Origin of the sequence: Phaeodactylibacter sp., assembly GCF_022763345.1 — a bacterium.
GTDB lineage: Bacteria > Bacteroidota > Bacteroidia > Chitinophagales > Saprospiraceae > Phaeodactylibacter.
Genome location: NZ_JALEGS010000011.1, coordinates 40132 through 60182, shown reverse-complemented (window position 1 = coordinate 60182; position 20051 = coordinate 40132). Strand labels below are relative to the sequence as shown.

16 protein-coding genes are annotated in these 20051 nt (G+C 51.8%); 7 read left to right on the top strand and 9 right to left on the bottom strand.

The window, feature by feature from the left end; translation table 11 throughout:
- Positions 1-46: 46 nt before the first annotated feature.
- From MRY86_RS02000 to MRY86_RS01990, 3 genes are all read left to right on the top strand, one after another.
- On the top strand, positions 47-1108 hold the full coding sequence (locus MRY86_RS02000; protein ID WP_293564531.1) for a serine hydrolase domain-containing protein: 1062 nt from the start codon (positions 47-49) through the stop codon (positions 1106-1108).
- A gap of 267 nt (positions 1109-1375) precedes the next feature.
- Positions 1376-1756, top strand: a complete 381-nt coding sequence (locus tag MRY86_RS01995) for a BlaI/MecI/CopY family transcriptional regulator (protein WP_293564529.1) — start codon at positions 1376-1378, stop codon at positions 1754-1756.
- Positions 1753-3600, top strand: a complete 1848-nt coding sequence (locus MRY86_RS01990) for a M56 family metallopeptidase (RefSeq protein WP_293564527.1) — start codon at positions 1753-1755, stop codon at positions 3598-3600. The genes MRY86_RS01995 and MRY86_RS01990 overlap by 4 nt, the downstream gene beginning before the upstream one ends.
- 69 nt (positions 3601-3669) lie before the next feature.
- Here MRY86_RS01990 and MRY86_RS01985 read toward each other — a convergent pair whose 3' ends face one another.
- Positions 3670-5604 carry a CBS domain-containing protein gene (locus MRY86_RS01985; protein ID WP_293564525.1) on the bottom strand — a complete coding sequence of 645 codons (1935 nt, stop codon included), beginning with the start codon at positions 5602-5604 and terminating at the stop codon, positions 3670-3672.
- A 152-nt stretch (positions 5605-5756) separates the two neighbouring features.
- Between MRY86_RS01985 and MRY86_RS01980 the strand changes: the two genes are divergently transcribed.
- Positions 5757-6293, top strand: a complete 537-nt coding sequence (locus MRY86_RS01980; protein ID WP_293564523.1) for a hypothetical protein — start codon at positions 5757-5759, stop codon at positions 6291-6293.
- A gap of 5 nt (positions 6294-6298) precedes the next feature.
- On the opposite strand, the gene MRY86_RS01975 is transcribed toward MRY86_RS01980, so the two are convergent.
- Positions 6299-8812 (bottom strand): DUF5686 and carboxypeptidase-like regulatory domain-containing protein, encoded by a 2514-nt coding sequence (locus MRY86_RS01975; protein ID WP_293564521.1) that lies wholly within the window; start codon positions 8810-8812, stop codon positions 6299-6301.
- Positions 8813-8864: 52 nt separating this feature from the next.
- Here MRY86_RS01975 and MRY86_RS01970 point away from each other — a divergent pair, with 52 nt between their 5' ends.
- Positions 8865-9470, top strand: a complete 606-nt coding sequence (locus MRY86_RS01970) for a ribonuclease HII (RefSeq protein ID WP_293564519.1) — start codon at positions 8865-8867, stop codon at positions 9468-9470.
- A 229-nt stretch (positions 9471-9699) separates the two neighbouring features.
- Here MRY86_RS01970 and mnmG read toward each other — a convergent pair whose 3' ends face one another.
- Positions 9700-11565, bottom strand: a complete 1866-nt coding sequence (mnmG, locus tag MRY86_RS01965; RefSeq protein WP_293564517.1) for a tRNA uridine-5-carboxymethylaminomethyl(34) synthesis enzyme MnmG — start codon at positions 11563-11565, stop codon at positions 9700-9702.
- 174 nt (positions 11566-11739) lie between these two features.
- Here mnmG and MRY86_RS01960 point away from each other — a divergent pair, with 174 nt between their 5' ends.
- Complete coding sequence (locus MRY86_RS01960) at positions 11740-13440, top strand: T9SS type A sorting domain-containing protein (protein WP_293564515.1); 1701 nt, start codon at positions 11740-11742, stop codon at positions 13438-13440.
- Here the strand turns inward: MRY86_RS01960 and MRY86_RS01955 are convergent.
- The 5 genes from MRY86_RS01955 to MRY86_RS01935 form a co-directional block, all read right to left on the bottom strand.
- Positions 13437-13994: a thioredoxin family protein gene (locus MRY86_RS01955; RefSeq protein WP_293564513.1), complete on the bottom strand. Its 558-nt coding sequence runs from the start codon at positions 13992-13994 to the stop codon at positions 13437-13439. The genes MRY86_RS01960 and MRY86_RS01955 overlap by 4 nt on opposite strands.
- 516 nt (positions 13995-14510) lie before the next feature.
- Positions 14511-15338 carry a M15 family metallopeptidase gene (locus MRY86_RS01950; RefSeq protein WP_293564511.1) on the bottom strand — a complete coding sequence of 276 codons (828 nt, stop codon included), beginning with the start codon at positions 15336-15338 and terminating at the stop codon, positions 14511-14513.
- A 7-nt stretch (positions 15339-15345) separates the two neighbouring features.
- Positions 15346-16764, bottom strand: a complete 1419-nt coding sequence (locus tag MRY86_RS01945; protein WP_293564509.1) for a TonB-dependent receptor — start codon at positions 16762-16764, stop codon at positions 15346-15348.
- 125 nt (positions 16765-16889) lie between these two features.
- Positions 16890-17258, bottom strand: a complete 369-nt coding sequence (locus MRY86_RS01940) for a DUF2237 domain-containing protein (RefSeq protein WP_293564507.1) — start codon at positions 17256-17258, stop codon at positions 16890-16892.
- A 134-nt stretch (positions 17259-17392) separates the two neighbouring features.
- Positions 17393-18373: a tocopherol cyclase family protein gene (locus tag MRY86_RS01935; protein WP_293564505.1), complete on the bottom strand. Its 981-nt coding sequence runs from the start codon at positions 18371-18373 to the stop codon at positions 17393-17395.
- 95 nt (positions 18374-18468) lie between these two features.
- Here MRY86_RS01935 and MRY86_RS01930 point away from each other — a divergent pair, with 95 nt between their 5' ends.
- Entirely contained in the window at positions 18469-19002 is a 534-nt protein-coding gene (locus MRY86_RS01930; protein WP_293564503.1) for a biopolymer transporter ExbD, read from the top strand.
- Positions 19003-19106: 104 nt separating this feature from the next.
- On the opposite strand, the gene MRY86_RS01925 is transcribed toward MRY86_RS01930, so the two are convergent.
- Positions 19107-19757: a polysaccharide deacetylase family protein gene (locus tag MRY86_RS01925; RefSeq protein WP_293564501.1), complete on the bottom strand. Its 651-nt coding sequence runs from the start codon at positions 19755-19757 to the stop codon at positions 19107-19109.
- Between the last annotated feature and the right edge of the window lie 294 nt (positions 19758-20051).

The window sequence follows — 20051 nt, the reverse complement described above, 5'->3', positions numbered from 1 at the left end:
GGCCTGCGGGCTATCATGCCCTTTAAACGAATAAAATATAGCCACTATGAAAATGAAAGTCTTGATATTTCTGTTGTTTACGGCTGTAGTCAGTAGCTCAGGTCAGGAATTTGACCCCGATCAAAGGTTGGTTGAGTTAACGGGAAAGAAAGAAAACATCGGAATTACAGCGGCTTATTCAGTCAATGGCAGTACCCGGTGGTCCAATTCGTCCGGATGGAGCTGCCAGGATAGTGAATCTCCCTTCACCGCAACTACCCTGACGAGGATCGCATCAATAGCTAAGAATTTTACAGCGGTAGCCATCATGCAGCTGGTAGAAAAAGAGCGTATTAGCCTGAGTGCCCCTATCGAAACTTATTTGCCCGATTTGCCCAAAGACAAAAAGCAGATTACTGTGCTACAACTTTTGGCCCACACTTCAGGAATGCCTCAGTACCTGGGAGAGGAGGAAATTGAAAACACGGTCCACTACAACACTTTGCAGGATGCAATGCAGGTTTTCATTCAGAGGCCTTTATTGTTTGATCCCGGGGAGAAGTATTTTTATACCACTTATGGCTATGTGGTATTGGGAAGAATTATTGAAGCGGTCACTGCTATGCCGTATGCGGAATATATGGACCAGTATATTTTTGAACCAGCTGGAATGGAGCACACTTACGTTGAGGATATTAAAAAGGAGTACCCAGGTAAGTCTTGCCTTTACCACAATAACGGAAGGAGAGCAAGGGCAGGAAAACAAAATGACTTGAGTAACCGGGTACCCGGAGGTGGCTATCTCAGCACATTGGAAGATGTAATGAAGTTCGGCAATGCTTTGCTTGAGGGCAAACTAATCGCTCAAAAGAGTTTGGATCAAATGTTGGAAGTACAACCTGTGGAATATGACGGCAACAAGTACGGGCTTGGTTGGTTTTTGTACGGCCCGCCTCCAAATGAGAATTTAGTTATCGGGCACAGTGGCGGGCAAACAGGCTGTACAAGCCAATTGATGATAATCCCTAAAAGCCAGACAGTAATTGTAGTACTGTCAAACACTTCAGGAAATTATCCTGATATAGCAACTTTTGCAATAGACTTAACGGCATATTCAGAGAAAAAGTGAGGGTTAAAGCTGCCAGTTTTGTGTAAATCTTTTCCGGAGCATTAATGGTAATGCATTTAAGCTAAATTATTTTAAGGGCAAATCACTGATTTTTAATTATTTGTAGCATGGGGAGTTCCTTTTGGAGCCATGATATACGATAATCATCGTACTAAAACTTGCAAGTACGATAATTATCGTATATGTTTGTATCTACGATGCTTATCGTAGTACTTGAATTTAGCAAAAGACCTACTGCGATGCAGTACCCGAGTCAACAAAGCAACGATGAAGAAAAAACCGACCGAAGCAGAATTGGAAGTCCTGCAAATCCTATGGAAGCATGGCCCCTGCAGTGTACGCTTTGTGAATACCGAGCTGAGCAAAAACCGCGAAGTGGTCTACACGACAACCCTGAAGATGATGCAAGTCATGACAGAAAAAGGCTTCCTGCAGCGGGACACCTCCAGCCGGACCCACCTCTATGAAGCCATTGTAACAGAGAAGGCCGTAAAAACGACCTTGGTTGACCGAATGGTCGATACCGTATTCCAGGGTTCTCCCCTGCAATTGGCGATACAAGCCCTTGGGCACACCAAAGCCGATTCGGAAGACCTGGAAGCACTAAAAGAAATCATCCGAAAACTTGAAAATCAATCCAAATCATGAATGATCTCACCCGACTCATTGACCCCGCTCTGGCCGAAGCGCTGGGGTGGACTCTTCTGCATTCCCTGTGGCAAGGGGCTGCCATTGCGCTAAGCCTGGCTTTGCTGCTGATTTTCAGCCGTAGCCGCACACCTAATTTTCGGTATTTAATGTCCATTGGCGCGATGCTTAGCCTACTGCTGGCTGCTTTGGCCACTTTTGTATGGCTGTATGATCCCGCTGCACCTGTTTTGAACGCAGTTGCAGCAGTAGCATTGAACCCAACAGTAATAACCCCTGATGTAGCTTTGCCAACACCTGCTTCAAGTCACCCGACTGTTTCACCCAACTATTTTGAGCCTTATTTACCGCTCATTGCAGGGGGCTGGCTGCTCGGGGTGATACTGCTTGCGCTGCGTTTGATAGGAGAGTATGCGTATTTACAGCACCTGAGGCACTATCGCTGCAGCCTGGCAAGTGCCGGCTGGACGGGCCGCCTGGGGGAACTGGCCCGGCGAACCGGACTCACCCGGCCAGTATACCTGAAGGAAACGGCCCGCATTCACAGCCCTATGGTGAGCGGCGTGCTCAAGCCCGTCATCTTAATGCCAGTGGGTATGCTCAACGGCCTTTCCACAGCAGAGGTGGAGCAGATTCTGCTGCATGAGCTGGCGCATATCCGTCGCTATGATTACCTGGTTAATATCGGGGTTGCTGCCATAGAGACGGTCTTCTTTTTCCATCCCTTCGTTTGGTGGATGGGCAGCCGGATACGGACGGAACGGGAGCACGCCTGCGATGATCTTGCCATCGAAATTTCCGGCAATGCAGCTACCTATGTAACGGCGCTGGCCAATGCAGAATCCTGGCGGGTAGACGGTCGCCGATTGTCGATGGCCTTTGCTGGAGGTACTGTACTACAGCGGGTGCAGCGAATCCTAGGGCAGGAAACTGGCGGGCGGTTAATTTCAGGTAGGACAGCCGGGGCCATCCTGGTCACAGGTTTTGCGGGGATACTATTGGCTTTCTCTACCCCCACCCAGGCTGAACAGTCAGTGACTTTGGAACCTGAAGGATTGGAAGCTCTGAAAATACCAGAAGGGCCACCTGCAGCAACACACAAAGACTCTGTTCAACAGCCTGCATTGGAACTACAGCCTGAGCCACAAAGAAACGGAGATACAGAACCAGACCTTCTTATAAAACCAGAAAAGGACACCCTCCCTCCGGAACCGGAAGCTGAGGAGCGGATTGAACGAGAGATGATTGAAATGGAGCGCGCCCTACGCGAACAGGAAAGAGCCCTGGAAGCCCAGATGATTGAGTTCGAAAAAGAGCTGCAGGCTAAGCTGATGGAGCAAGAGCGCGCTTTGTACGAGGCAATGTCAGAAAAGTATGGAGCCCAGTTGGAGCTGGAACAATCTATGCAGGAACTGGAAGCTCAGCAGCGCGAACTCGAACTTCAGGAGCTTGAATTGGAAAAAGAAGCATTGGAGCTGGAGCGTCAGGAAGAAAAACTGGAAGCATTGGAAGAGGAGGGGCAGGAGCAAGCTTACCTTGTGCAAATGCGTGCCCTCCAGCAACAGGAGATGGCACTGGAAGAGGCAAAGCGGCAGTTAGAAGACCAGGAGTTTGCACTGGAAGACCAGCAGCGGCAGCTTGAATTGCAGGAAGCAGAACTACAGCGGGTACTGGAAACCCAGAACCGAATTCGCGTACGCCAAATGCATCAACTGGAGCGGCAGCACGAGCTCCAGGCTCGTCAAATGGAGCGCCGAAAGGAAATGCTTAAAGCAGAAGCCAGGGCCAGAAAAAAGGCCATGAAGCAGCGCAAAAAAGAGCTCAATCAGCATAAAGCCCAGTAATTGATTACTAGGTCTCACCTTGAAAGGCTGGTGACTTCCACTCAACCGGGGGAAGTCGCCAGCTCTTGATTAGTCCTCAAATTCTGCCTCCAGCCGTTCCATAAGGCGGCCAGTGATGCGCAGAAAATCCATTTCTGTGATGATACCGATCAGTTCATCATTCTGCACCACAGGCAGGCAGCCGATTTTTTTGTCGCGCATCGTACGCATGGCCTGCACGATCGTCTCATTGGGTCCCACAGTGATCGGGTTTTTAATCATAATGTCCTTCACACAGGTTGCGGCCTTGCCGTTGAGCCGGCTTTGGTGCGTGTAGTAGCGCAGCAACAGCCGGGAAGTAATGAGCCCTACGAGTTTTCCCTTAGAGTCCTCCACAGGCATATAGCGGATTTTGCGCCAATCCATGAGCTCTGCGACGAGTTCGATGAGGTCATCTTTTTGCACCGTAAACAAGTCGGTCTCCATAAACTCATCGACCATCAGGCGTGCGGGTTTATAATCGGGCATGTCTTCTGCATTCGGTAGCTCCCAGGTGTGCACCGGTTTGTTAGCTTTCTGGTTTTTGATGATGGAGGCGGTCAGGCCACAGAGGGCTTCATCGCGGGTTACTTCCTTGGACAGTTTGGTGTAAGCCCGCAGCTGCCAGCGCGAGCCGCTCATATGCATTTTAGCCCGCTCCTCGATGATGCCCAAATACCGGTCGATGTCGCCACTATCCACATTGCGCCGCTTCAGGCCTTCCCGTGCCAGTGGGATGAGTTCCTGCTGCAGGAGATCAGTGGCCGTTACCTTCTGGTCGCCAAACCAAGTGAATTTGGTATCAATACCAAACTTGGCGGACTTGATGAAATTATCCTGCGCATCTTCCCAGCCAATTTTAGCCCGGATATCGGGGTAAGCGGCGTACATGCCCTCCATAGCTCCCAGCCAGAAAGCAGCATTTGCCACCTCATCCACAACGGTTGGGCCGGCAGGGATGACCCGGTTCTCAATGCGCAGGTGGGGCTGTCCGTTCGGGCTTACACCATAACAGGGACGGTTCCACCGGTACACTGTAGAGTTGTGTACCTGCAGGGCCCGAAGCTTGGGTACCTTACCTTCTGCAAGCAGCTTAATCGAATCTTCTTCCACATCCGCACTCAGCAGCACCCGGAAACGCGCAATATCTTCCTTATAAATCTCCATGATGGATTCGTTGAGCCAGTTGGTACCGAAACTGACCCTTGGGCTGCGCTGCCGCATGTGCTCATTGGTGGTACGCACATCCAGGGCCTGCTGGAACAACGCAATACGGCTCTCATGCCACAGGCGTTTGCCGAAGACAATAGGTGAATTGGCGGACACTGCAATAACGGGGGCCGCCAGTACCTGTGAGATATTGTACAAGGGGGCAAAGTTGTTTGGGCTTACCTGCAGGTGGACCTGGAAGCTGGTATTGCAAGCCTCCAGCAGTGGAGAATTATGCCGCAGCAGCAGTTCGTCAATGCCGGAAAGACGCAGTTCATAGGCATTGCCCTGCAGCTGGGAATTGATGGCCTCCATGAGTGCATAGTAGCGCTTCTTTGGCGTCAGGTTGTGCATTTCCAGGTCATACTTTCGGAGCGTAGGCAAAATACCCGTAAGAATGAGCCGTGCCTTGAGGTCCTTGAGCTTGTCACTGATTTTATCCAGCTTGCCTGCGTTCTCTTTTTCCAGCTCGCTCAGGCAGTGCCCGGTGAACTCCCTGGGGTCGAGGTTGGTTTCCAGGTTAAACTTTGCCAGCTCCGTCTCCACCCAGTCGTATTCTTTCATGTGCTCGAGTGCCTCTATGGCAATCGTAGCTGGCTTGTAGGTTTTTCGGTGCACCAGGCACATCTCCTGCTCTGCCCCGATGCGGACGATGTCCTTTTCAAACCAGTCATTGTCCAGCATGTATTCCAATGCCTGTACATCCCGCAGCAGTTTCTTAACAAACTGTTGCATAGATACTTCGTCTTGTACCAGAGAGACTCTTTGCTCGCCCATAAGTGTGTCGTTTTGTTCAGCTGCTTAAATATAGTTGATAATTGGAAAGGCAGGCATAATTTTAGTTTTTAATTTTGCTTGCCTGAGCTGTGTGAAAAACTGTGATCTTTAAGATAGCCCACGCACACAATCTTTACGGCCATTTGGTTGTTATGAACATTATGAAGCAATTGGTTTACATCCTCCTTACAGTGCTCATCTTCGCGGCCTGCCGTCGCGATAACCGTCAGCCGTTGTTTGACCTGGCTTACCCGAATTTCCGCTTCACCATTCAAGCCGGGGAAAGCCCTGTGCTCCCGGGAGCTTATGCTATCCGTGGGGTGGCCACCAATATCAACTTCTTTCTCAACCAGAATAACACAGATACCTCGGCGATTTCTGAGGTTAGCGCTTATTCGGCCACTTTGCGGTGCCTTGATGGTTTTGACTATGTTTTTCTGGAAGGCATTTCAGTCCGGATTTGCAAGGATGGCACAGAAAATTGCACACCAGCCGATGAAGTCTTCTACATCGATCAGCTACAGCGCTACCCTGAAGATGACCGCATTGACCTGCTGCCCGGGCTGCGGAATGCCAAACGGGATTTATTCCGGGAGAGTGTCCGGCTGGAGATCGTCGTTTTCTTTGCCTTTTCGCCACCTGCTAACTACGCGTCCCAACTGGATATGGTCTTCAGAGCCTACCGGTAAGTAACTTAGAAGTAAAAAGCCACGCCCCCTCTTAGCCCAAAACGCCGTGCCTGTGGATTGTCCAGGTAGTTCAGGCGCCAGACAGCCTCGATTTGAAAGACTTTCAGGATATTCTCAATACCCACGCTGGCCTCCATGTAGGGATGATGGCTCGGTGCCCGGAAGCCCGGATAAGTATTGGCATCCGTAGGCTCGAAGAGATTGAGCCGGTTGACATCTCGGTTAGCGTTTGAAAGGCGGCCCATCACCGCTTTGAAGGTCGCGTAGGAACGGAACTTAAGCTTTCGCAAAAGCGGGATGTGGTTCAGGAAGAACCCGTCGAAGTGGTGTTCCAGCATCAGGCTGGCGTAGGTATCGCTGGCAAACTCATACCGTGTCATCATATTGAAAATGCTGCGCCCTACCAGATAGCCCTCATTACCGGGATGGACTTCCATCAACAAGAAGGGAACGTTGCCAAAAACTTTGCCGGCCCGGATGCGGTAAGACATCCAGCCTACAGGGTTCATGTAGAAGTAGTGCCGGTAGCTTAGGTTGAGCTTGTGGTAAGTGTACTGCCCACCGAGGAGGTCGTCAACGCCCAGGGTATATTGGAATTCAATGATGGGGTGTTTAGACCCAAAGCTGTTGCGGCTGAAGTCCCCGTCCACAATCATCTCATCCTTTACGTAACGGGTTTTGAAAATGATTTCTGTCGTGCGGATGGTCGTATCAATGTCGGTGAGTCGGCCAGGGTCGGAAAGATAAGAAAAGTTGAAGCCGCGGCCGTCCGGAAAAATACCGCCGTAGGGGTCCATCTCCCGGTGCAGGAAGGTGACGCGGTTGGACAAGCCATTTTTCCAAAAGCGTTCGTAGTACACTTTGCCTTCCCGTACACGCATCAGCTTTTGCAACAGGTCCCGGCGGAAAAGCCCGGAAAATAAATCGCCCTGCACAAATTCTTCACTGTTTTCGCTGTTGAGGCTGATGTCGTTCACATAAGCTATGCCCGCCATGGTCCTGGGCTTACGGTTCATGATCCAATCCACATTAGCGCCATACTTAAACTGCTCGTCCTTTATGCCATAGGCTAGGAAGCCACCCAGGCGCAGTTGCTCACTGAATTCCCGTGTAGTCCGCCCGCCAATACTAAAGCGGTCGCCTTCCACCGGGTTGAAGCTGTAGAGGGAGGAGTAAGGGCCGATTTCTACTTTGCCAATTTGCAGGTAGCCTACGAAGATGGTCTCGAGGACTTCCACATAGGTCTTGAACAAAGGCATATTCTGAATGCTGTCCACCATGGTGTAGACCTGCTGTTCTGTTTTGGAAAGGGGCTCGTGGCGGGCAGCCTGCCAGAAGGAGTCATTCTCTACCTTGACTTCATCGAGCAGGTAAAATTCTTCCTTCTCAATGTAATCCTGTTTGGTGCCAACCTGATTGAGTCGTATGTCTTTGAAGGTCTCGGTCCGCCGGGCGATCATCCCGGGCGCATTTTCAGCGGGGGAGAAGTCGACCACCATCTTTTTCTTGACCGGCACCCAGTTGGGGGCTTCACCCCTCGGCTCATATTCTTCGTGTATAATGATACGGCTGACCAGGTTGATGTTGGCATCGGGCGTCATCCGCATATTGGCACGCTGTACCGCAAACGTGGAATCTGCCACCCAAAAATCACCGTAAAAAGTTGGCTCCTGTTTGCGCTTGGGCTTAAACTTGAGCTGATGGCTCCAGTGCCCGTTGACCATGGCGCTGTCGATGATGTAGTACTCGTAGTAGTTGAGCCCCGATTTGGAAAAAGGGCTGGCGAAGGGCTTGTCCAGCACGTAAATCCAGTCGTCGTAAATGCTGTACTCCAGGTGGATGCGCTTGATGTACTCGATGACGGTCTGATTGTCCGTGCCGGTAGCGCGTTGTGCTTTGATAATGCGTTTGGGCTGACCCGCATCCTTCACATACAACACATCGGAAAGGACTTCATTGATGTAAATCGGCAGGAAAGGCTTTTCGTCAGAAGTGCTGTCGATATTCTCGAAGATGAAGTCGAAAGGCTTGAGCAGTTTTTTGTTGCGCAGCTCTGCGTCTATGTTTTCCAGGTCCAGCTCAATTTTAGCGTAGCTTTCGTAAGCGTAGGACTCCCGGGCGCTCATACGGGTTTGCGGTTTGTTGTCGATAATGCCCTTTACAATGGCATTAGCCGGGTTTTCACCAGCAATAACCACCACCTCGTTGAGGGTCAGGCTGGAGCCACCGAGGTAGAAGTTGATCTCTTGCTCTGCGAGGTCCGGCAGCACTGGCTTACGCACCACATCATAACCGATAGCGCTCGCGCTCAGGCTGTCTCCGGGTTCCTCGACCGTAAATTCATAATAACCCTCCACATCAGTTGAGGTGCCTTTGGTAGTGCCTTCGAAGAATACGTTGCTAAAAGGTACGCCCTCCTTGGTATCTTGATCGATCACCCGGCCACGCAGCGTCACCTGCCCCAGGAGTGGAGCGGCTGTAAGCAGGAGGAGTAGTATAAATATTGGACTTTTCATCATCTCTTGGACGTAAGCTATATCTTTGTGGCCACTAATTCAACTGTTCGCGATAATGTTATTGCCCTTTTTCGACAAAAATCAAATTGAAGCAGGCTGCGATGAAGCCGGTCGCGGCTGCCTTGCTGGCCCTGTCTTTGCAGCGGCTGTGATTTTACCAACAGATTTTGAGCACCCGTTGCTCAATGATTCCAAACAATTGTCAGAAAAACAGCGGTACGAAGCGCGTAAAATCGTCGAAGCCGAAGCCATTGCATGGGCTGTAGCGCAGGTGGCCCCGAAAGAAATCGATGAGATCAATATCCTCAACGCCTCCTTCCTGGCTATGCACCGGGCCATCGCTCAACTCGACCCCATACCGGAATGCCTCCTCATCGACGGCAACCGGTTCAAACCTTATCAGGACCTGCCCCACCACTGCATCATCAAGGGAGACGGGAAGTATCTGTCGATCGCTGCCGCCTCCGTACTGGCCAAAACCTACCGCGACGATTATATGATGCAGATTCACGAAACACACCCCCACTACGACTGGCACAAAAACAAAGGCTACCCTACCAAAGCACATCGGGCAGCCATACAGGCGCACGGGGCTACGCCACACCACCGGCAGTCGTTCCGCCTTTTGCCGAATGCAGAGCAGGGGCGGCTTTGGGAGTAGGTTTTTGGTTGATTTCAGGGTAGCGTGAGGTAGCGTAGCGTTTTGTCTTAGGTTGGAGCCAAAGGTTTAGGGCTGCTTCGTATGTTGCAGTATGAAGCTTGAAGCCACTGCGATCACCTCAACGCCCTCACCCCAAGCGCAGCGACTGTCCCCCGCTGGAGGTGGATTCAGGGGGTGGAAATGTCACGATCAATTCTTGAAAACAGTTGACCAAAAAACACAGAAAAACCTACCGCCCCATATGCACCAGCAACACCGAAATATCCGCCGGAGAAACCCCGCTGATTCGGCTCGCCTGCCCCACAGTTTCCGGACGGATTTGGGATAGCTTTTCGCGGGCCTCCTTGGAGAGGGAAGTCAGCTGCTGGTAGTCCAGGTTATCGAAAAGGCGGACATTTTCCAGGCGGTTCATCTTGTCGGCCCGCTCGCGCTCGCGCTCAATGTAGCCCTCGTACTTCATATCCGTCTCGGCCGTCTCGATAAACTCAGGCTCGTAGTTGCCGAGGAACTCATCCAGGGCAGGGAGGACGGTGCGCAGCCTGGCAATATCCACATGCGGGCGCAGGAGCAGGCTGTGCAGCTTCACTTTTTGCGAAAGCGGCTGCGAACCCAGACTGTCCAGGTAACGGTTGACTTCACCGGGCTCCACGCTGAGCTTGCGGGCAAATTTGCTGATGGCTTCGCCGGCTTCCTGCTTGGCCAGTACGCGCTGCATGCGCTCCTCCGCACCTTGGATGCCCAGCTCTTGGGCCAGGGGCGTCAGGCGGAGGTCGGCATTGTCTTGCCGGAGCAGGATGCGGTACTCGGCCCGGGAGGTAAACATGCGGTAGGGCTCCTTGGTGCCTTTATTGACCAGGTCGTCTATTAGCACACCGATGTAACCATCGGAGCGGCGCAGCACAAATGGCGCTTCCTCTCTGATGGAAAGGTGGGCATTGATGCCAGCGATCAGTCCCTGACAGCCCGCCTCTTCGTAACCGGTGGTGCCGTTGATCTGTCCGGCGAAGTAAAGGCGGTCGACGAGCTTGGTTTCCAGCGTAAGCTTCAGCTGCGTAGGCTGGAAGAAGTCGTATTCGATGGCATAGCCCGGGCGGAACATCTTGGCATTTTCAAAACCCCGGATTTTCCGCAGCGCTTTGTACTGTACATCTTCCGGCAGGGAGGACGAGAAGCCATTGACGTAAATCTCAACGGTATTCCAACCCTCAGGCTCTACAAAAAGCTGATGCCGGTCGCGGTCAGCAAAGCGGTCGATTTTATCTTCAATGGAAGGGCAATAGCGTGGCCCCAGGCCCTGAATACGCCCGTTGAACATAGGGGAGCGGTCAAAGCCTTCCTTCAGCGTGTCGTGCACTTCCTGACTCGTGTAGGCGATGTGGCAAGGGCGCTGTTTTTTCAGCGTTGGAGTATCGGTGTAGGAAAACTTGCCCGGATCTTCATCGCCCGGTTGTTCCTCCAGTTGCGACCAGTCGATGGAGCGGCCGTCGAGGCGGGGCGGTGTACCGGTTTTCATGCGGCCGGCTTCAAAGCCCAGCTCCACGAGTTGCTCGGTGATACCCTTGGAAGCACGTTCGCCCGCCCGGCCACCACCGAATTGCTTTTCACCGATGTGGATAATGCCGTTGAGGAAAGTGCCGTTGGTCAGGATGACTGCCTTTGCCGGGATTTCCAGCCCCAGGCTTGTACGCACACCGGTTGCCCGTCCGTCTTTCACCACAATGCCTGTGACCATTTCCTGCCAGAAGTCGATATTAGGATGCTGCTCCAGCAACTCCCGCCATTTGGCCGCAAAGAGCATACGGTCGCTTTGGGCCCGCGGGCTCCACATGGCCGGCCCTTTGGAGCGGTTGAGCATGCGGAATTGCACCATCGTGTGGTCGGTCACAATACCGGAGTAACCACCCAGGGCGTCAATCTCACGTACAATCTGACCCTTTGCCACGCCGCCCATAGCCGGGTTGCAGGACATCTGCGCGATGGTATTCATATTCATAGTGGCGAGCATCACTTTGGAGCCCAGGTTAGCTGCTGCTACGGCGGCTTCGCATCCCGAGTGCCCGGCACCCACTACAATCACATCGTATTCTGGAAACATAATCGTTATCGGTCTTGTAATTTTCGGACTTGCAAAAGTACGGTATTCGCTTGACAATCAACAGCACAGCCTGGATTTTCGTTCAATGTGCCGTTCTGGCAATCCCCGAGACAAAGTTGGGGTTGAAATATAGTTCCTGAAGGGCTAATTTGAATTTGACTAAACCCAATTCGTATGAAAAAGCTTTATGCCTTACTGCTAGCCAGTTGTTTCGGTCTGTTTGCGCTTCATGCTCAGCCTTATCTAGCGAATATTTACTACAACGACCTGGAAAGCCGCCCCTGCCCCTATGATGAATCAGAAACTGTACTCTGGCCGGTGGGCTGGGAGGTTTACCAGACTACGAATGGGCTATGGAATGGACCGGTAGATAGCACACGTTGTATCACTGTGGAAGCAGATGGCTTTAACCCTACCATTGATTTAGGCCAGATCGATCCGGACCTGTCCCTGTTTATCAGAAGCACAGATATCCTGAATGCACTCCTGATCCCTAACCATATTTATTTGTCAGCATCCGATGTACAGCCCAATACCGGGAGTATTCTGAAGCTGGGTACGGGCTGTCCGGGCGGACTTTGCTCCGGATTGATTACGCGGATCAATATTCCCGCTGAAATACCGGGCGAGCGCTCACACCGTACCTATAAAGCAGGCATTGGCGGCGACAATGTCGACTTCTATGCTGAAAGCTGCATTGCCACGGAACGCTTTGAAGATCAATTCCTGGAAACCTTTGTCATCAAGTTCACCTTCGATGAAGAAGACCTAAGTGGACAAGTGCTCCGGCTATTCTTTAGTGACTTTGTGGGCATATACGATGAAGTCAGCCTTTTTCCTGAGCTGGTATTCCCAGATTGGTCTTTTGACGGTGACTCCTACGATGCTGCGATTGAGGAGGTGGTAGATGGGGAACCCTGGGCGCCTAATTATCTAGGGGTTTATGCAGATACCACCTACCCGAGCGTAGACCAGCCCTCTTTCATTGAGGCGCAACCGGAGACAAACACGACCACTCCACAGGAGTTGAATCTGTATGCCGGGGAGTATAGCAATCTCCGTTTTCAGCCCTTCACGCAGGTGCGGGGGGCGTTGGTGGAGGGCAGCGACTCTGTCCGGCACGAATTGAATATCATCAATGAAGGTATGGATTGGTGCCTTGGTGTTATTATTGACTTGGTCTTCGATGGCTCTACAAATCTGATATACGGCGGCGGCCACCTGGACTTTGGCGGGGAGACCGCCTGCCTGATGTTTCTGAATGGATCAGAATTGGAAGTGCAGCCAGGTATAGACCTTCACTACGGGGCAGATGGAGACGGTTTGCTAGGGCTCGGCAAAGGAGGTCAAATTGTGCTGGGCAAAGACAGCCGCCTCTTTATTAACAACCGGGTTGTACTGTGGAACCACGAGGTATCCCCCGATAATCAAACTTACATAGATTTGCAGCCAGGCAACCACCTGGAATTTGGCCCTCTGAGCCGCCTGGAGCGTGTTGGGGTGCAGGAAACTGGCATTTTGCTCAATGTATACATGAACGGTGGGACGCTCGATGATTCTGGTCTCAGCCCGGAGGACCGATTGCTGATTAACCGAATTTACCCGGATGTAGCGCCCCGGTTGCTGGACAACATTTCGATATTTCCCAACCCAGTGGGCGCGGAGCTCCAATGGGCTTATGTTGCAGACATCGCCGGCACGGTGCAGTGGTCATGCCATAACGCACTGGGGAAAGTCGTCCGGGAAGGTGCCGCTTCAGTCAGCCGGGGGCGGAATATTTTTACAGCTCCCCTTGAGGTGCCGTCGGGTGTGTACTACCTGACAATAGAAGCAGCGGGTAAACGAGGCACGCTGCCCTTTGTCAAGGCACCTTAATTTTTCCACTTAATATTGCAGCCCGCGCTAGGGTACTGGCGCTCCGGTGGCGGGTCGCCGGCAAGCAGGTGATCGAGAGCAGCCCGGAGGTCTTCGCCATTCAGTGGTACATCGTTGTTAGGGCGGGAGCCATCGAGGCGTCCCCGGTAGTAAAGTCTTCCACGCCCATCGAATACAAAAATATCCGGGGTGCAAGCGGCATCGTAGGCCATCGCCACCTCCTGCGTCTTATCATAAAGGTAGGGGAAGGGGTAGCCTACTTTAGCGGCCGTCTTTTTCATTGCCTCCGGCCCATCCTGAGGATACTGCACGGCATCGTTGGAGCTAATAGCGGCAAAGCCAATACCTTTTTTCTTGTAGGCATTGGCGAGGCGCACCAATTCCGGGTTGACGTGGATAACATAGGGGCAGTGGTTGCACAGGAAAAAGATGACTGTGCCGTGGGGGGATTCCACATCCCCCAGCTGAACGGTCTCTCCGGTGACGGTGTCCTCCAGGCTAAAGTTGGGCGCTACAGTACCCAGTTGCATCATTTTTGATTCAGTAAGTGCCATACATTCGTTGCTTTGTTATAAGAAAGCCGGAAGGCGCACTTTTGTTTGGAGCTGAGTGATAGGTGTGGCGCAGAAATAAAAAAAGCTGACCCCGGGTTAGGGAGGTCAGCTATCTGAGAATAAATTCTCATTAGATGTTAGTGCCTGCGTACCAAAAATTTGGTACTTCCTGGAAAATTAGACATCACAAGCTGAAATTCAGGATTCTCTGTCTACTCCCTCTTACTCTTTTTCGAGCTTTTTAGATCAATGGTAAAACGAAATTACTGTGCATATCCGTTTCATGTGGAGGAAGCAAGGAGTTGGTAGAATTCAGCAATTCAGAAACCCTTGTCTCAAGTAATCAAAAGAAATAAAAAAGTTTTTGTGTGTGTTTTTGTTTGAGTTTAATCGCTGTTTAAACCCCGTATTTCTGTTGTAATGTTAATTATTACGTGCAAGTAACGGAAAAAGATACCGGCAGGGTGTTTAAAATTTTAGTTTTTGTGACATAGAAGGCGGGGATTTGTTTTATTTTTATATACATAAGTCACTGATTCCTAAAACGTAATTATCAACAACCTGAATGCTTGTTGCGGTAGTTGCGCCTTTGAATCCAGAGATCATCCCATCCTGAAGTTCTGCCCGTGCCAAAGCGGTAAGTGGTTGAGCAACAGGCAGGTAAGACCAGTGCCACTTCTCTTCATTGTAGCCATTGGGGCGTTCGGGGCCTTTGGGGGAATAGGGCTGGCAAAACCCAAATTTGGGAGCGTTGGCAGTAAGCCATGCGTAGATTTTCTGCCCTTTGCCTTCTTCAAAGTAACGGTTATTGAAAGCATTTAAATCAATATCTGTGCCCCAGTGATGTCTGGAAGTGCCTGGCATAGAGCTGTATTTCAGAATTTCCAGCGCGCGTTCTTTGGGGTCCGGAAAAGACTGGGCGGCATGCTCGCCTGAAGAAAGCTTCTGCTGCCCGGTCCATTTGCGCTCCCAAATGCCTTTCTGGTAATTGAAATTGCGGGTGGCAGATCGGATAACGAGCTGTATGCCCTCTGCCTGTGCTGTTTCGTACATAGCCAAAAAGGCTTCGTAGGTGTCTTTTCGGAGTAACAGGCCTTCGCGGTCGGCGTACCGGGCGGGTACCTGCACAAAGTCAGGGTGCTTGGCGGGGTCAAATTGCCCCATCAGGTATGGGGTATCGAAGCCCATGGCACGGGCTTTTTCGAGGTCTGAGGTATCCTTTTTTTCGGTCAGATGATTACCAGTATAGCCGATTGTATCCGCTTGCGTGCCTTGTTGCGCCGTATCCGCTGCAGGCTGACAGGCCAGACAAAAAGGGAAAATCAGAAAAATGAGATGCTTCATAAAGTACTTAGAATTCAAAGGTTTTTTGCTCTACGGGGTAGCCAAAGAGGTAGCGCTCCTTGATCAGGTTGGCGACCTGAGTGGGCACCATGCTTTCCCACTCTTCATCGCCGGCGCGGAGCATATGCAGGACCTCCTTGGAGAAAATGTGCAGGACATCTGGGTTAAAGCCCTCCACGTCCACAATTTGCCGGTTGTCCAGGAGGTGCTTGTATAAAAATTTTACGCCTTCCGGGATAGGTACATTCTGGGCATTGATGATTTCGCCACTTCCTTCCTGAAGAGCCGGATAAACGTAAAACTTTACATTGCGGGTAAATAGCTGCCCAAATGCTGCAAGGAGCCGGCCATCCAGGTTTTGGTAGTACTTGGCATTGATCAGTTCCAGCAGCTCGCGCACCCCAAGGACAAAGCCCAGCTTCTGGACTTTAAAATCAGAAAGATAGGCAACCATCTTCTGCTGCTGCTGACAGTCGGAGACCACCACGGTCTGCCCCATGGTGTTGAGAAGTTCCGCCCGGTCCAGAAAATCCTGCTCGTCCAGTTCGCCGGTGCTGCAGAGGTTATCCATTGTGATTTCTGTGAGCAAAAAAGTGCGCCGGGGGTCGGTTTCCGCTTCGTTCCTAAATTGGGCATAGGAGGCATTGATCATATCCATGTTGACCAGCGTGGCCGGCCGGAAGCTGCCCCGGACCATCATCACATGCCTTTTGTACAGAAATTCGGAAGCATGGACATTTTGCCGTTCCGGGCCGAACATAGCTACATCCGTGAGCTTGTTTTTGACCATCCAAAGGCTGAGCAGGCGATTGTCAAGGTCTTCAAAGTCTGGTCCGGTAAGGCGGACCATATCAACTTTCACCCGGCCGTGTAGCCCGTCCATTAACGACTGTAGCATCACTTCCGGATCATCGTGGTAACGGTAGCAGCCGTAAATGAGGTTGACCCCCAGTATGCCAATCGCCTGTTGCTGTAGCTGATTGTCGTTGTCGAGCATGCGCACATGCAGCACGAGGTCATTGGTGCCCCCCCCGGGTGTTAGTTGAAAGCGAATCCCTAACCAACCATTGCCTTTGATGGTGCGGGTGTAGTTGATGGCTGCCACGGTATCTGCAAAAACGAAAAAGCGGGTATCCGGGCGCTCATTAGTCAGGCGGGAGCGCATCAGGTCATACTCGTGGTTGAGCATTTTGTACAGGCGCGCCTCGCATACATAACGGCCAGAAACCTCTTCTCCATAGATTTTGTCGGAGTAGGTTTTGTCATAAGCGGACATGGTCTTGGCAATCGTGCCTGCTGCAGCGCCCACCTGAAAGAAATAGCGGGCGACTTCCTGCCCTGCTCCAATTTCGGCAAAGGTGCCGTAAATTGAGGAGTCCAGGTTGATTTCTAGTGCTTTCTGATCTGTTTCGAGTAGTTGGCGCATGGGCAGTTGCAGTTTGTCTGTACAGTAGCAGTTCAGAAACAAATGTACTAATTCTGCCCGTGAAAGAGGGGGGAATCTGCGCTTTGTCGGGGTTGGACTTTTGGATCAGGTGCCTTGTGTCAGGGTCAGGGCGTGACTTGATTGGCTCTTAAAGCCTCTAAGTCCATGAACTCCAGTGCTTTTTCGTGAGTAGAGGCCAGGCGGACCGGAGGCGCAACCCCAGCGTCGTAGGCTTCTTTCCATCGCAATGCGCACAAGCACCAGCCATCGCCGGGCTTAAGGCCGGGGAAGCGGTACTCCGGGCGGGGGGTGCTGAGGTCGTTGCCCTTTGACTTGGTAAAGGCCAAGAACTCAGCGGTCATTTCGGCACAGACCACATGGGTGCCAAAGTCATCGGGGCCGGTATTGCAAACGCCATCCCGGTAGAAGCCGGTCATCGGGTCGGTACAACAGGATTGAAGGGGCTCACCAAGTACATTTTTAGCTCTAGTCATTGTTTCTTGTGGGTTTTGTGCTTGTCCGCAACTCAGACTGAGGCAGCAGAGCCCGGACCATATGAATAGTAATCGTATCGGCATGATCGCAGGGTTTTGGTGTTCACAACAGCCGAGCCGGGACAGGGTTTAATTTAAACCAGCTCTTTCGCTACAGGGCCGGTGACTTCCAGGCCCGCATGCCGCCCCTCTCCTTCGTAGAGCGTGGTTTGGCCCTCTCGCAGCCGGATGTGGATTACAGACTGGAGGCTTTCGTTCACCTTTCCGGCCATTGCTCCGGATATTGGCGCGGCAAGAGTGCCGGTGCCGCCCCGTTGGTGTGCATTGATTTCCAAAATAGCCCCTCTGCGCTTTAGCACGAGCTGTACGGTTCGGGAAGGCTCGTCCAAATGGACTTTCAGGCGGGCATTATTGTAGGTGGTAAAAGCCCAAAGCCGGCCTTCCAGCCTGAGCCCGGCAAGGAATCCGGGGAAGTGGCTGCCCAGCCAGGGGATACGGGCTACGGATGCCATCAGGCAGGCGCCCTCCGTTTGGGCGAGGTGGTTGGTCTGCATCCATATCCAGCTGGAAGGGAAGGACCTTCCCCAGTCTTTTTCGATGTAGCCTATCCCTCCCGTAAAGTCCACGGGCTCACCGTAAACGCTCAGGTGCCCGCTTAGTTTGTGGTGGAGGCTGACAACGCCATGGTAGCACTCCATGAACGGGACAAAGCTGTACCACCCCATGATTCCGGGTGCGCCAAGGGCGGATGGCCAGGGGGTGGTGCCCTTAAAGGTAAGTTGGCCCGATAATTCCGGTAGGGCGACTTTCAGTTGGTCAGTTGCAAAAAGATTGTTGCCCAGTTGCACCTCAAAGCGGTCTGCAAGGGGTTTGAAATCAGAGGAGACGAATTTGTGGTAGGCTGAGGTGCAGGCTTTGCCATCCAACCGCTGAATAAATGCGTGCTGCTGCCCCTGCTCATCCATTGAGATACCAGGGATAAGCGCAAAGGCATGGCGTTCGCAGGGGCTGACAATCTTAAAGTACCAGCCTTCAAAGTAATTTTGGTACTTGCCCCATCCATGGTAGCGGTCGGGATTCCAAAGGGCTTTCCATCGGGCAGCGAGGTGTTGCATAGCACAATCCGGCTTGGTGAGCCACCAAAATACACTTTCTGTGCATCATTACAGGTGTCGGAGACTACCAGAAAGGGCCATCAAATCCACCAATTATGTTTCCGAGATCTAAACGCCGTGCCACCCATCAGGTAGAAGCGGGGGCTATGGCAGACATTGCCTTTTTGTTGCTGATTTTCTTTTTGGTCACCACAACCATCATCCAGGAAAGCGGGCTACAGGTACGCTTGCCGGCCTATCTGCCTGCCCCTGTGCAGCCCTTGCCAGACCGAAATGTGCTCAGTGTGAAGATTAACGCCGGCAATCAGCTGCTGGTAGAGCAAGAATTGCTGCCTGTTGACCAACTGTCAGCAAAACTCACCCACTTTGTCCAAAATCCTGCCCGGTCGCCAAAATTGCCCTCTTCTCCCCGGCATGCGGTAGTGGCACTGCAGCACGATCGGGGCACAAGCTACGAGGTCTATCTTACTGTTTATGATCAGTTGCTGAAAGGCTATCAGAAGCTTTGGGAGGAAGAAGCCCAACGGTTGTACGGGAGGGCTTACCAACAACTCAGGCAAAGAGAGCAGCGGGCGGTCCGCAAGGCTTTCCCGCTGGTGATTTCTGAGTCTGAGCCTGTTGAGTTCTAATATGTAAAAAGCCACCCCCGGAGTCTCCGGGGGCAGCTTTTGCTCTAAAGCATTGCAGAATTTATTAATCAGCTAACCGCCAAAAGTAGTTGGCTGCATCCGTTTTAGGCGCTCACCTTGACCCGCTGGGTAATGAGCTCCTGCTCGTTGAGTTTGCCAAAGTGATACCCCCGGGCAGTGAAGTACTCCAGGACCTGTGGCAGCACCTCACGCAGCTTATCTTCAGCCTTTACACTATCGTGGAAAACGACAATCGAGCCAGGCTCTGCATTGTCGACTACGTTGGCGAGGCATTGTTCGGTGGAGATTTTCGGGTCGAAATCACCGCTGAGCACATCCCACATCACGATGCGGTAGTGGCGCTGCAGGAACTGTGCCTGCTTAGGCTTTAATCGGCCATAAGGCGGGCGGAACAGCACGGAGTTCATCCGGTTGGCACAATGACGTACATTATGGAAGTAGGGGATGTTCTCTGTGGTCCAGCCATTTAGGTGGTTGAAGGTGTGGTTGCCCACCGCATGCCCTTCGCTGAGGACCTGTTTGAAAACATCCGGATATTTGCGGACATTATCGCCTACACAGAAGAACGTCGCTTTGGCGTCGTATTTTTTGAGCTGCTCCAGCACCCATGGGGTAACTGCAGGCACAGGCCCATCGTCAAAAGTCAGGTAGATGACTTTCTCATCAGTGGGGATCTTCCACGTAAAGTTGGGGAAGAGATTTTGGATAATTTGAGGTGTCTTAACGAGGTACATAACTCCTTTTGATTAAATGTTCATGGTATAGGAAAACGGGCGCTCCTTCAGAAGCAGCCGTGTTTGATTTTCAGACTAAGGAGGATTTCCCCCGTTAAACGGGTTAACGCTGGCAGGCTTTGCGAAAATGCTTACCTTTGTGCCTCCCGAGGTATCGGCTTAGTGTCGAAGAAAGTAGATGAATAACTGGTCAGACTGGGCATTTAAAGAGTACAACGTATCAAGTGCTTTTTTTGCTGCCTGAAAACACCAGTTTTTTCAAAAAAAATTTCTAAATGGCGCAACCCATTCTGC

What these genes read in the sequence shown, in the direction of transcription:
- MRY86_RS02000 (WP_293564531.1), top strand. Translation starts at nt 47, where the DNA reads ATGAAAATGAAAGTCTTGATATTTCTGTTGTTTACGGCTGTAGTCAGT.
- MRY86_RS01995 (WP_293564529.1), top strand. Translation starts at nt 1,376, where the DNA reads ATGAAGAAAAAACCGACCGAAGCAGAATTGGAAGTCCTGCAAATCCTA.
- MRY86_RS01990 (WP_293564527.1), top strand. Translation starts at nt 1,753, where the DNA reads ATGAATGATCTCACCCGACTCATTGACCCCGCTCTGGCCGAAGCGCTG.
- MRY86_RS01985 (WP_293564525.1), bottom strand. Translation starts at nt 5,604, where the DNA reads ATGGGCGAGCAAAGAGTCTCTCTGGTACAAGACGAAGTATCTATGCAA.
- MRY86_RS01980 (WP_293564523.1), top strand. Translation starts at nt 5,757, where the DNA reads ATGAACATTATGAAGCAATTGGTTTACATCCTCCTTACAGTGCTCATC.
- MRY86_RS01975 (WP_293564521.1), bottom strand. Translation starts at nt 8,812, where the DNA reads ATGATGAAAAGTCCAATATTTATACTACTCCTCCTGCTTACAGCCGCT.
- MRY86_RS01970 (WP_293564519.1), top strand. Translation starts at nt 8,865, where the DNA reads ATGTTATTGCCCTTTTTCGACAAAAATCAAATTGAAGCAGGCTGCGAT.
- mnmG (WP_293564517.1), bottom strand. Translation starts at nt 11,565, where the DNA reads ATGTTTCCAGAATACGATGTGATTGTAGTGGGTGCCGGGCACTCGGGA.
- MRY86_RS01960 (WP_293564515.1), top strand. Translation starts at nt 11,740, where the DNA reads ATGAAAAAGCTTTATGCCTTACTGCTAGCCAGTTGTTTCGGTCTGTTT.
- MRY86_RS01955 (WP_293564513.1), bottom strand. Translation starts at nt 13,994, where the DNA reads ATGGCACTTACTGAATCAAAAATGATGCAACTGGGTACTGTAGCGCCC.
- MRY86_RS01950 (WP_293564511.1), bottom strand. Translation starts at nt 15,338, where the DNA reads ATGAAGCATCTCATTTTTCTGATTTTCCCTTTTTGTCTGGCCTGTCAG.
- MRY86_RS01945 (WP_293564509.1), bottom strand. Translation starts at nt 16,764, where the DNA reads ATGCGCCAACTACTCGAAACAGATCAGAAAGCACTAGAAATCAACCTG.
- MRY86_RS01940 (WP_293564507.1), bottom strand. Translation starts at nt 17,258, where the DNA reads ATGACTAGAGCTAAAAATGTACTTGGTGAGCCCCTTCAATCCTGTTGT.
- MRY86_RS01935 (WP_293564505.1), bottom strand. Translation starts at nt 18,373, where the DNA reads ATGCAACACCTCGCTGCCCGATGGAAAGCCCTTTGGAATCCCGACCGC.
- MRY86_RS01930 (WP_293564503.1), top strand. Translation starts at nt 18,469, where the DNA reads ATGTTTCCGAGATCTAAACGCCGTGCCACCCATCAGGTAGAAGCGGGG.
- MRY86_RS01925 (WP_293564501.1), bottom strand. Translation starts at nt 19,757, where the DNA reads ATGTACCTCGTTAAGACACCTCAAATTATCCAAAATCTCTTCCCCAAC.